17 protein-coding genes and 1 tRNA gene are annotated in these 13799 nt (G+C 43.7%); 5 read left to right on the top strand and 13 right to left on the bottom strand.

All coding sequences use genetic code 11. The features are described 5' to 3' along the window. Positions 1 to 171 precede the first annotated feature (171 nt). Positions 172 to 747 carry a TetR/AcrR family transcriptional regulator gene (locus AXG56_RS01670; RefSeq protein WP_062512937.1) on the bottom strand — a complete coding sequence of 192 codons (576 nt, stop codon included), beginning with the start codon at positions 745 to 747 and terminating at the stop codon, positions 172 to 174. 112 nt (positions 748 to 859) lie between these two features. Between AXG56_RS01670 and AXG56_RS01665 the strand changes: the two genes are divergently transcribed. Both AXG56_RS01665 and AXG56_RS01660 read left to right on the top strand, forming a co-directional pair. Continuing rightward, positions 860 to 1558, top strand: coding sequence for a hypothetical protein (locus AXG56_RS01665; RefSeq protein ID WP_062512935.1), 699 nt, complete (start codon positions 860 to 862; stop codon positions 1556 to 1558). Between the two features lie 117 nt (positions 1559 to 1675). Then, positions 1676 to 2449, top strand: a complete 774-nt coding sequence (locus AXG56_RS01660) for a polysaccharide deacetylase family protein (protein WP_062512933.1) — start codon at positions 1676 to 1678, stop codon at positions 2447 to 2449. Between the two features lie 21 nt (positions 2450 to 2470). Here AXG56_RS01660 and AXG56_RS01655 read toward each other — a convergent pair whose 3' ends face one another. Continuing rightward, positions 2471 to 2764: a hypothetical protein gene (locus tag AXG56_RS01655; RefSeq protein WP_062512931.1), complete on the bottom strand. Its 294-nt coding sequence runs from the start codon at positions 2762 to 2764 to the stop codon at positions 2471 to 2473. 80 nt (positions 2765 to 2844) lie between these two features. Between AXG56_RS01655 and AXG56_RS01650 the strand changes: the two genes are divergently transcribed. Next, on the top strand, positions 2845 to 3357 hold the full coding sequence (locus AXG56_RS01650; RefSeq protein ID WP_062512929.1) for a DUF3189 family protein: 513 nt from the start codon (positions 2845 to 2847) through the stop codon (positions 3355 to 3357). 47 nt (positions 3358 to 3404) lie between these two features. On the opposite strand, the gene AXG56_RS01645 is transcribed toward AXG56_RS01650, so the two are convergent. After that, positions 3405 to 3650: a hypothetical protein gene (locus AXG56_RS01645; RefSeq protein ID WP_062512927.1), complete on the bottom strand. Its 246-nt coding sequence runs from the start codon at positions 3648 to 3650 to the stop codon at positions 3405 to 3407. 166 nt (positions 3651 to 3816) lie between these two features. On the opposite strand from AXG56_RS01645, the gene AXG56_RS01640 reads away from it, so the two are divergent. Beyond that, on the top strand, positions 3817 to 4482 hold the full coding sequence (locus AXG56_RS01640) for a hypothetical protein (RefSeq protein WP_062512925.1): 666 nt from the start codon (positions 3817 to 3819) through the stop codon (positions 4480 to 4482). 76 nt (positions 4483 to 4558) lie between these two features. On the opposite strand, the gene AXG56_RS01635 is transcribed toward AXG56_RS01640, so the two are convergent. From AXG56_RS01635 to AXG56_RS01590, 9 genes are all read right to left on the bottom strand, one after another. Further along, positions 4559 to 5032 carry a glutathione peroxidase gene (locus tag AXG56_RS01635; protein WP_008638111.1) on the bottom strand — a complete coding sequence of 158 codons (474 nt, stop codon included), beginning with the start codon at positions 5030 to 5032 and terminating at the stop codon, positions 4559 to 4561. A gap of 287 nt (positions 5033 to 5319) precedes the next feature. Beyond that, positions 5320 to 6105: a hypothetical protein gene (locus AXG56_RS01625; protein ID WP_062512922.1), complete on the bottom strand. Its 786-nt coding sequence runs from the start codon at positions 6103 to 6105 to the stop codon at positions 5320 to 5322. Between the two features lie 185 nt (positions 6106 to 6290). Beyond that, positions 6291 to 7238, bottom strand: a complete 948-nt coding sequence (locus AXG56_RS19850) for a hypothetical protein (protein ID WP_369815259.1) — start codon at positions 7236 to 7238, stop codon at positions 6291 to 6293. 233 nt (positions 7239 to 7471) lie between these two features. Continuing rightward, the gene (locus AXG56_RS01615) at positions 7472 to 8740 is read right to left on the bottom strand and encodes an FtsW/RodA/SpoVE family cell cycle protein (protein WP_062512920.1); all 1269 of its coding nucleotides are present in this window, start codon (positions 8738 to 8740) and stop codon (positions 7472 to 7474) included. Between the two features lies 1 nt (position 8741). Continuing rightward, positions 8742 to 9086, bottom strand: coding sequence for a PadR family transcriptional regulator (locus AXG56_RS01610; protein WP_008638115.1), 345 nt, complete (start codon positions 9084 to 9086; stop codon positions 8742 to 8744). Positions 9087 to 9281: 195 nt separating this feature from the next. Then, entirely contained in the window at positions 9282 to 9866 is a 585-nt protein-coding gene (locus AXG56_RS01605) for a TetR/AcrR family transcriptional regulator (protein WP_008638116.1), read from the bottom strand. Positions 9867 to 9932: 66 nt separating this feature from the next. Beyond that, a complete protein-coding gene (locus AXG56_RS01600; RefSeq protein WP_008638118.1) occupies positions 9933 to 10214 on the bottom strand; it encodes a monovalent cation/H+ antiporter complex subunit F in 282 nt (93 codons plus the stop codon). Between the two features lie 24 nt (positions 10215 to 10238). Continuing rightward, positions 10239 to 10553, bottom strand: a complete 315-nt coding sequence (locus AXG56_RS01595) for a multidrug efflux SMR transporter (protein ID WP_026578380.1) — start codon at positions 10551 to 10553, stop codon at positions 10239 to 10241. Between the two features lies 1 nt (position 10554). Beyond that, a complete protein-coding gene (locus tag AXG56_RS01590; protein ID WP_008638120.1) occupies positions 10555 to 10902 on the bottom strand; it encodes a multidrug efflux SMR transporter in 348 nt (115 codons plus the stop codon). 335 nt (positions 10903 to 11237) lie between these two features. Between AXG56_RS01590 and AXG56_RS19720 the strand changes: the two genes are divergently transcribed. Next, positions 11238 to 13295, top strand: coding sequence for a hypothetical protein (locus tag AXG56_RS19720; RefSeq protein WP_235601455.1), 2058 nt, complete (start codon positions 11238 to 11240; stop codon positions 13293 to 13295). Between the two features lie 357 nt (positions 13296 to 13652). Here the strand turns inward: AXG56_RS19720 and AXG56_RS01580 are convergent. Continuing rightward, positions 13653 to 13725, bottom strand: a tRNA-Val gene (locus AXG56_RS01580). Positions 13726 to 13799 lie beyond the last annotated feature (74 nt).

Here is a 13799-nt window from a genome sequence, read left to right as displayed (position 1 = left end):
CGATGTACTTGGATGAATTTGTAAGATATAATAAAAAACACCACAATGGTTACTAAAATAATTGGATTCATTTTTATAAACCTCACCTTATCAGAACTTCCTCATCGTGCTGAAAACCCCTAATATACGACCACTGTCTATTGAGGCCATTACTGCTCCCTGGAGCAACGATCATGGTGCCAGCAGAAGTTTCATGTAATGAAAAAGCTCCTCCTGCTTCATAGCGACCGGTTCCTTGGACACCGCGTGATACATATTCATCCCATAACCGATCAAAAGGAACAGCTCTGAAACTTTTTCCGCATCCACATGTGGACCGATTACACCGTGTTCCTTGCCGAATTCAATCCACTGTTTCGACTGCTGAAAGGCGGATTGATGGTGCTCCTGCAGCAACTCCGCTACCTTGGAATCGTGGCGTTGACTGATCAAATACAGAAATATCTCCTTACTTACGTCCTCTTCATCGAAGTGGAATGTGTCGAGTGTCTGTCTTAAAGGAGAATCGAGTTCCGGACGTTCCTTATCTCCAGCCGCCTCATAAAAGCGCTCGTTTGCTGATCTCAGCCCCCTGCTCATCAATTGAGCGAACAGCTCGTTTTTACTTTCCACATAATGATAAATGCCGCCCTTCGTCAGCCCGGTTCGTTCCATGATATCCTTCAGTGTCGTCTTTTGACAGCCTTTTTCTTTTATTAAACGCTCCGTTTCATCAAGCAGCTTTTCCCACGTTTGTTGAGCTTTCATACCTTCACCTCTCCTCCATCATACAAAACCGACCAATGGTTTGTAAAATACCTTTACAAACCGACGGTCGGTATGTAAACTGATATTATAATAAAAGAAAGAAGGTCATCCTATGTTTCCATTCTTTTTATTCCTTCATATTGCTGCCGGTTTCAGTGCGTTATTGCTGCTTTGGATCCCTTTGTTCACGAAGAAAGGCGGAAAAGTCCACAACCGCTTCGGATGGCTGTTCGTCATCGCCATGACCATCGTCAGCGTTTCAGCAGCCTCCCTTGCCATCATCCGAATATTTTTCCAGCCGGATACATCACCGGAACGCATGGCATTTTCCACGTTCCTGCTTTTCATTTCGTTGTTAAGTGCAACGACTGCCTATTACGGGATCCGCGTTTTGCGCTTCAAAAAGAAAGAAGCCGTCCATCGTCATCCCCTTGATCTTGCAGCGTCCTTTTCCCTGCTGTTCGGAGCCGTCTGCTGCATGACCTATGGATTTGCAATCGGGAATGGGTTAATTAGTTATTTTCCTATCATCGGCTTATTCCTTGGTGGAAGCCAGCTCGCCTACTGGCTTCGTCCGATGCGCCATAAACGCAGCTGGATTATTGAACATTTAGTCGGCATGCTCTCTTGCTCCATCTCCACCATCACCGCTTTTACGGTCTTTGGTGCACCAAGGCTATTGAATCTTGATCAGGGCAATTTCCTGCTATGGCTGCTGCCGACTATGATCTTCACCCCGCTCATCGCTTACTTCACGCGGAAATACACGCCGATGAAGAAAAAAACGTTGGATAAAGCCGCTTCCTTGTGAACATTCCAGGTCGCGGTTTCAACCGGGAAAAATGTATGGGACGTCCCGGAATAATCGCGGCCCGAAAAGCTCACATTAAGCCTATACGTTTCCCAAAGGGTGAATGGGTGATCATAAATGAAAAATATTAGTAACTGGATTGCGGTACTGGTCTTACTATTCGTGTGTATCAGCACTACGTACAGTCACGCATCCGAGTTGAAACGTCCACGCTCTTTTTACGAAAATCAAGGGTCTGCTGTCTGGGAAGTGCCTAACCCCTCCAAGAGTGTTGCCATTACCTTTGATGACGGCCCAAGCGAAACCTATACACCTGAAATCTTGGATCTGCTTGCCAAATATGATGCAAAAGCGACATTTTTTGTAATGGGGTCGAGAGCAGAAGAAAATCCTGACGTCATCCGGCAGACCGCTTTGGCCGGCCATGAAATTGCCAACCATACGTACAGTCATGGCAGCATGCCAAGGATGAGTACGACAGAAATTAAAGAAGATCTGAACCGGACGAATGACGTTATCGAAGGAATTACCAACACATCGACGACGTTATTCCGGCCGCCGGGAGGATATTATGACACGCGGATCATTAATGCAGTCAACGAAGAAGGCTATACCTTCGTCCTCTGGTCCTGGCACCAGGACACCTATGACTGGAAGCAGCCGGGGGCGGGTAAAATTGTCGCAAACGTTCTGACGAAAGTGCAGAACGGGGACATCATCCTATTTCATGACGGCGGTGGGGACAGATCTCAGACCGTCCAGGCTTTGAAGAAAATTCTTCCGGAATTGAAGAAGCGCGGATATCAGCTGGTGACGGTTTCCGAGCTGATGCGCATGGACCCGCGTTACCAATATCTGAAGGAATTGAATGTAGAGGAAACATGGAACTGACTCCTCTTCCTGAAGACAAACTCAGTGTAGATGAGTTTGTCTTTTTTTCTTATAGGCCAGCCAAGCTGTCTTATACGAGGCGAATAAACCGACAGCCGCGTTTCCGTAAAAGAACCCCATGAACAGGCCGGACGCCAAACTGTGAGGATGAGCGATGAAAATGGATATGATCAATCCCAAAGCACCGGCTATTGTAGGGACCCAGCTTTTTCGGACGTTAAGCTTCCATTTTATCAGCTGGACAATGACCACGATGGACGGAACGGCAATCACTGCATCCCAGACGTTGGTATGAATAATAGGAAATTCCTCCATGCTTCCACTACCTTTCCATATGAATAATTAGGAGAACCAGGTTCACGCTAATAGTATTATGACGGAAAAGAGGCATCCTTATGATTTATATTTATAACGATTACGGCGGTACTCATACCACGTCGATTGCAGCAGCCTATCATCTCGGTTACTTACAAAAGGGGCAGACCCTCGATAAACAAGACATTTTAGAGATTCCCTTTTTCAACAAATTGACAAAAAAAGACGCAGGGAGACTGCTTTTCCACGGACAGGATTCAAAGGGCCATGACGTCTACACCATCGGACGAAAATCCCAGAATCTAGTCGTGCCTGCGCTGAACGACCTCTGCCAAATCTTCTTCCAATTGTTCGATATCGAAGACCGCATCGTCTTCAGCAACACTTCCCCTACCGTTCCGTTTGTGATGTCGATAGGTGGAGGATTATCCAGGGGGCTCGGTATCGATTCCCTCGGTGTTCCTCTCCTCGTTAAAGGGGCCCAAAAGTGTCACCCACTGATTGCCCGCCTTGTTGAGCATACGATTAAGACCGCAGAAGAAGATACGGATGAATCAATCCTTGTTTTAGAAAATGATGACTTCCACATTTAAAAACATAAAAAAGAAACCCATAAGGGTCTCTTCTTTCCTGTATTCCATTACCATTGAATATTGGGCTGCGGGTTACTCAATTCAGGGTTCGCCGTATTTGCATCATTGATATCATTATCAATCAGCGTGTTGAAGGTATTATTGGATACAAAAAAACCAACCGTTATTCCAGCTGCGTTGTTGTTCTTACCCTGCCAAGTCCAATCAGGCTGGTTGACCTGACCCGTTGCTATCGTCGAGTTTTCATTCGTCGCATTTACTGCAATTTGATTAAAAACTAAAGAAAGTGGCATTGTTGCACCTCGCCTCACATTTTCCTACATCATATTCCCTGTGCATGGAAGTGTGTTTCGTTAAGAACGGATACCTTCATCAGAACGACCACTTTTGAACTGCTTCGTTTAACGAAGCAGTTCAAAAGGAAGAGAGATATATACCATAATAAAGGTGGAATCTTACATGAAAGTAAAAAATTATATGGCTGTGCTTTTCTTAGGGATGGCCGTAACCATGGCAGCTTGCAGTTCCAATGCCGAAACAACCGATGAAGACGATCCCTCAGCAACAGAGCAGTCACAGGAAACCGATGTAAAGGATAAGACGAATGCGTTTGATGAAGCGAACGAAGAGACAGATAAAGAAACCGCTTCTTCATCAGAAGCGGAGAAAACGGCAGAAGGAGAGGACACACGTCCTTTCACAAAAAAATCTTTTGACACAGAAAGACAAGCTGCCGCTTACATTGAAGACTATCGGAAGATTGAACAGACGAATATGGAACTCGGCCACGGCATTAAAGCTTCGAGAGACGCCGGTGCCGGCCATGAACACATTCTTTGGAACGAAGGGAATTGGTTGATCGAAACGGATTTCCCCCTGGATGATCAATACGCTAATGCTGACTATCCGGACAATGAGAAACTCGCAGCTGATATCGTGGACTATTTAGAGGACCACTACCTCCCGGCCCCGGAGGATAGAGGTGTCATCAAGATCAACGGATTTGCCGATTCCAAGCAGACACTCATCCAGTGGCAGGATGGAAAAGTCGTGTATGAGAAGAAGTCAAAGGAAGCACACCCGCTTGATCTAATTAAGCAGGCTGTCGAGGAAGGAAAAGGGTAAAAAAGAGGAATCGCGGATTTTCCATCAGGGATTCGCGCAAAATAAAAAGCCTTCCTCGAAAAGAAGGCTTTTCCCTTTAAAGGAGCTCTTGAATATCCTGTTCGATTTGCTCAGGCTTTGTCTTCGGAGCGAACCGTTTTACGACATTCCCCTTACGATCGACAAGGAACTTGGTGAAGTTCCACTTAATATCACTTCCAAGCAGACCCTTCTGCTCCGTCTTCAGGTACTTATATAACGGGTCAGCATCTTTCCCGTTCACTTGGATCTTCTTGAAAAGCGGAAACGTGACGCCAAAGTTGATTTTACATTCCTGTGCCATGTTTTCATCTGAAACCGGCTCCTGATTCATGAATTGATTACAAGGGAAGCCGAGCACGCGCAGCCCTTCCGATTCGTATTTCTGATGAAGTGCCTCCAACCCCTCGAACTGGTTTGCAAGGCCGCACTTCGTCGCCGTGTTGACAATCAACAGCACGTTACCTTCATAATCACCGAGGCTGACTTCTCCCCCGCTTTTATCTTGGACTACATATTCATAGACAGACATTCTCCTCCACCTCCTGTATCTATCATACAATACTGCCGGCTTTCCACCTTCTATTTTGCTTCATAAAAAGAGCCCTGCCAAAAGCAGAGCTACGATCTTCCTTTTCCTGAATCGGCATATTTCTCCGTTAATTTCTTTTGGATGAAGAACGCCGCCAACAGGCTTAATCCAATTAACGGATACTTTACCAAGGGTTCCGCTACTAAAAAATACAGCAGAGAGTATAAAATAACCCACCCTGCAATAACTAACGACGTGATAGCTGCCTTGCTGATAAAGCATCCCTCCTATGGTGTTTCGACTACCGGCTGTCCTCCCCATTGATAAGTGATGATGACTGGGTCAGGCGTATTCAGCGTTAAAATCAAACCAACTATAGATTCCGCTGCAAACGTTCCGACAGCTACCCAGATACCAGGGAAGAATTGGCCTAAAGCTAAACCTGCCGCTCCCACTCCAAGGCCGATTAAATACCCTACCATGTCCCCTGTTAATGACAATTCTGCTCCCCACCAATGAAATTCAATGTCATTCTCACCAAATTCGACATCCTGGGCAGAAAAGCCATCCGTCACAGGAGTAACCGCCGCAACCTTCACACTCTTTGTATCCGCAAGATAGGTGCCGTCTCTAAAATCAACGTTTTTCATGGCGGAATTTCGATCCAGGACAATTTTCCAAATATCCATCGCTTGTTCCGAACCGACTTCTTCTATTAAACCGATTAAATCAATTTTGTATTGATAGTATACCGGCTTTGTTCCATCCTCTATTATATATTGCTTGTCACCAGGGTTAGGGATCTCTTTTCCATCACCAGGTAAGTACGGGCAATCCGGGTCATTATCCCCTGCGCAATCATCCGCTGTCCCAGCCTCCTGTTTCTCTCCATTTGATCGTGTGATGGTAATGTAAGGATCTGCTTTTTCAATGATTTCATTGGGTATAGACGTCGTTTTTTCTGACGCATATATGACTCTATTCCCTTTTCCTTCCTGAAAGAACACAAAAGTTCCACTGAAAAACAGCACAGCGCATACGATCAAGGACACTGACCGAAGGATACTTTTCAATAATAACTCCTCCTCACCTGTATTAAGGACTACTTACCCTCCGGCGGGCAAAAGAAACATAATTTTTAACTTTATTGTAATTATATGTAAAAATACTAGGTTTATTGGAATTAAAAAAACTCTTGTTAGAACCTCTGATTCATTAACAATGAAAAAGAGCTAACAAGAGCTTATATCTCATTCCTTTATTGAATTTTCTGCAGTTGGATCAGTCGGATGACTTCCTCATCCTCAGCGGTTTCAACCGGGACGAGCTTAGTGGATTCTATGATTTCATTGTAGAAATCTTTCCCTGCCGGATATTTCCCATCCCAGCGCAGCGGAACATTATACACATTGATGGTGCCGTCCCCATTTCCACTATACGTGACCGATCCATCCACCAAACGGGAGCCGGCCAACTGGATGACGTCCTCGGGGTAAACAGCACTGGTTTCGTCATCAGGATTCAGCTTCTCTCCCGCAGGAATGATTCGGACGTTCAATTCATCAATATCCTGATTCGGACCGAGCTGGAGCCAAACCCGTGCATACTCGATCTGCTCATCCGAATACTTCGACAGGGCATCGTCGCCGGCCGGCTTTTCACTATGCTCGTAATCTTGGATCAGAGTAACGGTGGATTCCCCGTCATAGGATACCCAATTAACCGAATCGACCCGTCCTTTCTCTTCCGGAAGTTCCTTCATGATCCGGGCTGCCACATCGAAGAGACTTTCTATGTCTTCCTCCACTTCTGACTGACCGTTCTGAAATTTCTTGTCCATTTCCTGACTATATGCTTCTGTGTCCGGCATCAGGTTGACGGTAAGATTCGTCACACCGGAATCACTCTCCCAGACATCTGTTTCATAATGTGCCTGATCAACTTTGTATTTCTCCTGCAAATATGTATCGATAGAGTTGGAAGATGAATCACTTGCCGCTTCTTCCGCATGTGCCTCTTCTGTCGACGAAGACGAATTTTCCTCCCCATCTTCTTTCGGATCGGACGATGATTCTTCTGCAGCGACCGTTTCCTCGACGTTATCATCCGATGCTTGATCGTCGTTCTGTCCTTCCTCCCCGGAGCAGCCGGACAGGACGAGGCCTGTCATCATACAGGCTGTTAAAACAATGATTCTTTTTTTCATTCGTTACCCTTCCTTCAGATACAAATTAAGTAGAATAAACCGGAACTCCGTCTGGATACCAGCGGGAAACTTAGTTTCTTCTACCGACTCCCAAATCTGCATTTTCCAAACTTGTGCTGTCCGCTCCATTTGGAACTACATGCCGACTTTATCTTATCACATTTTACATAAAATACCACACTTCACTTTCACATAAAAAAAGGTGACCAGCTGTAAAAGCGGTCACCTTTCCTTCATGCAGGGACTTCTGTTCCTACTGATGTTTCCTCATATCCTCTGTGGCAGATATTTAAGAACAGTCCGACTGCCCCCATATCAATGAGGATGGAAGAACCACCGAAGCTCATAAACGGAAGTGCAATTCCCAGGGACGGAAGGACAGCCATGTTCGTCAGGATGCTGATGGTAAAGTGCAAAGAAATAACCACAGCAATCACTAACGCTGCTAACTTCCCCTGCCCAGGTTTCACTTGTTTCCACATATAAATCATCCGAAGGACGAATAAGCTGATGAGGAACAGCAGGCTTATTCCAGCCAGCCAACCAAAAGAATGGATGACGTATACGAAAATATAGTCCGTATGAACTTCAGAAAGAGTGCCTGCGTTCATAGAGAAACCTGCTCCGAACCACCCGGCCGAACTCAAAAGGCTGGATATTTCAACGCTGTTTCGTACAGCCTCCGGTGCAAAGTAGGAAAATGGAGCAAAGTCAAATGCAAAGAGGAAGACGGGAACAGCTGCTGAAGCTGTAACAAAACCGGTCACCTGCCTAAAACCGGCTCCGGACGCTGTCATGACTACTAAGCAGATCAACAAACAAAGGGTGTACGAGACAACTCCCATCATTGCCAACAGCACAACCGGAAGGACAAGTATTCCTATGCCGATCACTCCATCAGCAGGCTTCTTCCAATTCCAAGACTCAAAGATGCCTGCTAGAGCTACTCCGACAATCAAAGCACTTATACCGGAAACGTCGAGCATAGCTATACCTATATCCAAATAAGGAGCTCCCCCTGCCCGGACGCCGATAAATAAACTGAGCAGGAGTATCAAAATGGCACCTGCATAGATGTAGGAAGAACAGCGCAGGATACGCGAATAATCAAGGCAGTAGAATACTGCCAGAAGCGCCGCACCCGCCAAATAATAAATTAAGCTGTTGGTAAATATAGATCCGATCATTCCATCAGGAGTATAGGATTGAATGAAATACATGGAAAGCAAGCCGACGACCGAAGTGATAAATACGGGCAGAATGATGGTCATCTCCACTTTTCTTCGATGGGTTCTATGAAGCTGCTTTCCTATTTCATCCGGGTCACCCATTTGAGAAAAGGCTTGATCCAGCGCTTCCTCTTCTGAACATCCATTACGCAGAGCATTCTCTTTAAGCTCCATCAAATGATCTTCTATTTCCAGTTTAATCTCTTGATGGAGACTCTTATTCTTAATTCGCCGGCAAACCTTATCTATGTACGCTGTTATCGGATTTTCCATGTTATTCCCATGCCATCCTTTCCCACGCTAATATATCGTCTACCGCCACTTTAAACGTAGACCACTCTTCTCGTTTCTCTTCCATAAACACTCTGCCTTCTGCGGTTAATCGATAATACTTTCTCTTTCTCCCGGTATCCCCCTGCCCCCAATACGACTCGATTACTTCATTTTTTTCAAGGGAATGCAGCAGTGGGTAAAGTGTCCCTTCTTTCAGACTAAATACCCCGTTCGACTTCTCTTCCATCACCCTGATCAATTCATACCCGTACATGGGCCTGTTATTGAGCAGGCTGAGGATGAGGATGGAGGTGCTGCCTTTCAATAACTCTTTGTTGACCTTCATTTGTCCATCACTCCTCATACCTAGAATTACTATGCATAGTTTATCTAGGTATAAGGATATGCCGTCCTCAAGCGTTTGTCAATAAGATGACAAATAAAAATCGAGACGTCTTTAAAAGAAGCGCCTCGATTCCACGGTTTGGACTATATTTTATTCCTGTTCTCTTGACCGATTGGAGCTGAAGCAGGTCGTCCTTTATTTTTGTATCCCATTCCAGAAAGTACCCCAGGAATCATCCAACCGTTTCCTATACACGTCATAAGGGAAATTCATCAAATAGATTAACGTTCCATCCAATATACACAAATAGGAAGTGAGTATCACTTCAAAATCTACGAATGTATCGTTCCCATCTTCTTCTTTGAAAATGGTATGAAGAAGGTGCTTAATTGCATGCTCCATCTCCAGATACTTACTATTTATCAACTCTTTGAATGGTTCGGGAGGAATAATAAAGAACCTTCTTACAAACAGCCCGATACTATTATTATAGAAATACTTATTCAGATCGATCAGCAGGTGATACAGCTTTTTTTCCATATCATAAGAGGACAGTTCCTGATACTGCTCCGAAATGAATGCGACATACTTAGCCATCGTTAACTCAACAACTTCTTCAAACAAATGGTCCTTGCTGGAGAAATAAGCGTATATAGACGGCGCCTTTATATTCGACTTTACTGCAATGTCCTTCAGTGAGGTTTGCTCATATCCTTTATCCGCAAAGGTGACTAAAGCATTATCAAGTATTCTTTTCTTCGTCTCTTCCCCTTTTGACATGCTTACAACTCCTTTTCATACACGCACTTCAAGCGTTCATCAGAGTTCACTATGTCATAAGTTCCTTTATTTTTCAATAATATTTCGTTTCTCGATAATCTTAGCTGTAGCCACTGTTCCTACAAAAAGCAAAATCCCTATCAGTAAAAGGACATCGCTCAGCCAGGTAGTAGACAATTTAATGGCCAAAAGGCCGGTCATCGCCATCATGTTTATACCAATAGCGTCCAATGCTACCGATTTATCAGCTTCCGACGGTCCTTTCATCGCACGAATCACTAATATTAAAATAGAGATGGCAACCGTGATGATGCATAGATCCACTGTGAAAATAAGGATATCTGTCAATGTCCCTCCCCCTTCCTCCATGAATTAAGAAACAAATTTTAATCCTACAATGCAGGAGATGACACCAATAACGAGTGCAATCTTTTTAGGATTTTTTTGCTCATGAAAGAGGAACATTCCTAAAAGAACACTCCCGGCAGCTCCCACACCAGTCCATATCCCATAGCCGACGCTTATTGGGATGGACTTTAAGGATAAGGATAGTAAAAGAAAACTGGATGCCATGAAAATTATAAAAATCAAGGTCGGCTTGAGTTTGGAAAACCCCTCCGATAATTTCAGGAAGATTACGCCCCCAACTTCCATCAACCCTGCCATAATCAAAATAAACCAACTCATATTAAACGCTCCTTTCTGCTTCTTCTTCCGGTTGTTCTCCAACTAACTTAAGACCGATGATGCAGCTGATTAATACTACCAGTAACAATACTTTCAACACGCTCACGCTGTCCTCGAGGAACAACATCCCCAATACCCCCGTACCAAATGCTCCTATACCTGTGAAGATCGCATACGCTGTTGATACCGGTAAAACGGACAGCGATTTGGAGAAACACCAAAAACTGAAAATGATTAAGATGACTGTCGGGATGACGTAAAGGATGTTCGTGAAACCTTCTGACAGTTTCAATCCGAATGCCCAACCTATTTCACTCAGACCAGCTAAAACAAGATAGAACCATGCCATTATTAAATCCTCCTATAATAAAAAATCTAACGAACGTTAGTTAGATTTTATGATAAATATCCTCCACTTTCAAGTATCAATACTTAAAAGTGACTGCTGAGCATGTGGAAGCGGAAAGCATAGCCCACTAAAAGAGGAAAATGACAATAACTAGCTGCATAGATGGATAATTGCGAAGAGAAAAAATACACAATGCTGATCAATAATGTCGAAATTCATGGAAATAAACATCTCAACTTAAAAAAACAGAAATATTATCCATTAAAATTCACGCCTAAACAGCTTATTAAATTTACGCATAAAATGTTTATACACTAAATTAGGGAGGAATCCAATTGAACCCAGAACTTTGTATTTTACTTGAGAATGGAGGGAATGTTAGCTGTTTCTTATCCGATTCAACCGGCCGTCCCATTAATCCATTAGGTCAATCAGGTATTACATGTACCATTCTTACTGACAGGGAAAATGTAGACATCACACTTCCCAATAATCAAGAGGTGACTTTACAAAAAGTAACCATAAAAAAGACAGGTTATATTGTTATCCAAGTCACCAATGGGTTGGAAACATGTACATCTGATCCAATACCATTTTTCTCTATTGAAAGCGCACTCCTTTGTGCGCCAGAAGGTACGGATATCGTATGTAACGTAAGAGATTTTAGCTGTGATGCTTGTATTAATTGTCGGGATGGCATGTTTCAATCGGTTGAAATATTCTTGGATATATGTTTAGACATTCAGGTAGTTACCGATACAGTCATAGGGATACAAGCAAATTATTGCAGTCCAAGAGAGCAACTAATTTTGGACCGTTGTAGTGAACGGGCCATACCCCCAGCGTGCGATTTATCTTCTGATGCAACAAAAAATGTCCCCGAAACGTTACCTTCAACAAAACCGAGCGCTTATTTACAAAATCGTATCGAACCTGTCCAAACAGAAACCATTTGTACGAAAGTAGAGAAGGTCTACGACTGGATTACCCAACAATCAAACATTGAGGTTCGGAAAAACGCGGATGAAGCTACTTTTAATTGCAATGTTCTCTGTACCTTAAATTTATTTGTCCCTGCTATAACGGTTTGTGAAAGGACACTTTTTGGAAATCTAGAATGTAATGGTGAACGGGTAACAGATGCATTAATCGACTTTTCCGCCTCCATTGACGTCGTATCTTTTTCTCCTGATCCAACGGTAACTGATGCAAATGGCAACTTTACCACAGTAATAACAGTGGATGAGGGAACGGAGCCGATTCCCATAGAGATTACAGCCTCTACAAATGTTAACGGCACAGATACATCCACCACCTTACCAACTATTGCACGATGCCTGGCTGATCCTTGTTTGCTTACATTATTCGGTCCAGAAACTATTGACTGTAACAATATTGTTTCCGGAAGAGTACGGTGTGACAATACGTTTATTCCGGGTGTTGAAGTTACCTTGACTGCCAATCCTGCCATTGTCACTTTTGATCCTACACCTGCAACTACAGGAACGATTGGTAACTATTTCTCAGGAGTAACTGTTCCAACAGGCACTCCTCCTACAGATGTCGAAATTACTGCCACCGCAACAGTTAACGGTCAACCGTTAGTGGAAACGATACTAGTCAACGTAAGCTGCGCTTCAGATTGCGCCCTAACCATTGCTGCTGATTCATTAATTACTTGCGATGGCGAAGTAACAGGAGCCTTAACTTGTGGAGGCCTTCCAGTTGATGGTGCTTTGGTGGAGTTTTCCAATTTTCCGTCAGTAGGATCCTTCACTCCTATTCAAGCCACTACTCAACCGGACGGTTCATTTACAACTACACTAATAATTCCTGAAGGAACCCCTATTCTATCCACAGCAATAACAGCTTCCACCATTGTTAACGGTCAAAGTGTTAGTGCAAGTATCGGAGTACAAGTGGAATGCCCTACCGTTGATCAATGTCCATGTAAATTTAGAATAGGAGTTGCCGGTGGCTCGGCACCAGCGTTAGTTGAAATTACTGTTGGTGGAGTGGGGGAATTTTCAGAAGGAACAATTAACGTGACATCTGTTCAGTGTTTTACTTCTTCTCCAATGTGTAATCCTGCAGTCAATAACTTCAACGTTTCCTTTGATAGTGGGGGTAATTCAATTAATTTTCTTGCGGGTCGAAGAATAGAAATTGCATGTGAAGGTAATACATTCGCCTACGTCAGAGGAACAGCCCGCGCAACGGGTAATGTTCTACCTTCAGGCGTTTACGAGGTAACAATAACTCGGGGAATTTCAGGAGGTTTAGCGGTTTGGACTGTGGATGCCACAGACTTTTCCGGAAACACCTTCTCCACCTTTTTCACGGCCAATATAAATCCAATTACGTTCATAGGTGATTGTACGGATGTACCTTAAATAATTCTTTAACCAGATTATCATTAATGAATAAAACTTATTCACCTATTGAATAGGTTTTATTCATTTCATTTCGTGTAGTAATTCCAAAGATGGGGTCTGGTGTAAACGTATATAGCTGATTTATTTACAACCACTTATAGGAGCACTTCATACCTATACACGGTGTATATAGGAAAAGGATGCATACGTATACGTGGAGGAGAAAGCGATCAAGAAGCAACTCATAAGATAGATAGGCCTTTTTCGAAGAGTAACGAAGGGAAATTTTCAATTTCGGCAACAACACCTAAAATAAATAGAAATGACGCAGCCTCTCCTTTTTGAGAAACTGCGCCATTCCAGCACTTTGTAAGATGATTCCGATTGGGCTCGAACCAACGACCTCCACCCTGTCAAGGTGGCGCTCTCCCAGCTGAGCTACGGAATCGTATGTAGTATGTTGTCGGCGTTTCCTGCTGACAAGTAATAATATACTATGGATCGAGAAAGATGTCAACGGAT

Origin of the sequence: Halobacillus sp. KGW1 (genome assembly GCF_001592845.1) — a bacterium.
Classification (GTDB): Bacteria; Bacillota; Bacilli; order Bacillales; family Halobacillaceae; genus Halobacillus.
The sequence above is the reverse complement of the archived record's forward strand: the minus strand, read 5'-3'. Positions and strand labels throughout refer to the sequence as shown.

Coding starts and splice junctions, on each gene's coding strand:
- AXG56_RS01655 (WP_062512931.1), bottom strand. CDS start 2,764: ATGGAGGAATTTCCTATTATTCATACCAACGTCTGGGATGCAGTGATT.
- AXG56_RS01595 (WP_026578380.1), bottom strand. CDS start 10,553: ATGAGTTGGTTTATTTTGATTATGGCAGGGTTGATGGAAGTTGGGGGC.
- AXG56_RS01635 (WP_008638111.1), bottom strand. CDS start 5,032: ATGTCTGTCTATGAATATGTAGTCCAAGATAAAAGCGGGGGAGAAGTC.
- AXG56_RS01640 (WP_062512925.1), top strand. CDS start 3,817: ATGAAAGTAAAAAATTATATGGCTGTGCTTTTCTTAGGGATGGCCGTA.
- AXG56_RS19850 (WP_369815259.1), bottom strand. CDS start 7,238: ATGAAAAAAAGAATCATTGTTTTAACAGCCTGTATGATGACAGGCCTC.
- AXG56_RS01645 (WP_062512927.1), bottom strand. CDS start 3,650: ATGCCACTTTCTTTAGTTTTTAATCAAATTGCAGTAAATGCGACGAAT.
- AXG56_RS01605 (WP_008638116.1), bottom strand. CDS start 9,866: ATGTCAAAAGGGGAAGAGACGAAGAAAAGAATACTTGATAATGCTTTA.
- AXG56_RS01590 (WP_008638120.1), bottom strand. CDS start 10,902: ATGGCATGGTTCTATCTTGTTTTAGCTGGTCTGAGTGAAATAGGTTGG.
- AXG56_RS01615 (WP_062512920.1), bottom strand. CDS start 8,740: ATGGAAAATCCGATAACAGCGTACATAGATAAGGTTTGCCGGCGAATT.
- AXG56_RS01660 (WP_062512933.1), top strand. CDS start 1,676: ATGAAAAATATTAGTAACTGGATTGCGGTACTGGTCTTACTATTCGTG.
- AXG56_RS01610 (WP_008638115.1), bottom strand. CDS start 9,086: ATGAAGGTCAACAAAGAGTTATTGAAAGGCAGCACCTCCATCCTCATC.
- AXG56_RS01650 (WP_062512929.1), top strand. CDS start 2,845: ATGATTTATATTTATAACGATTACGGCGGTACTCATACCACGTCGATT.
- AXG56_RS01665 (WP_062512935.1), top strand. CDS start 860: ATGTTTCCATTCTTTTTATTCCTTCATATTGCTGCCGGTTTCAGTGCG.
- AXG56_RS01670 (WP_062512937.1), bottom strand. CDS start 747: ATGAAAGCTCAACAAACGTGGGAAAAGCTGCTTGATGAAACGGAGCGT.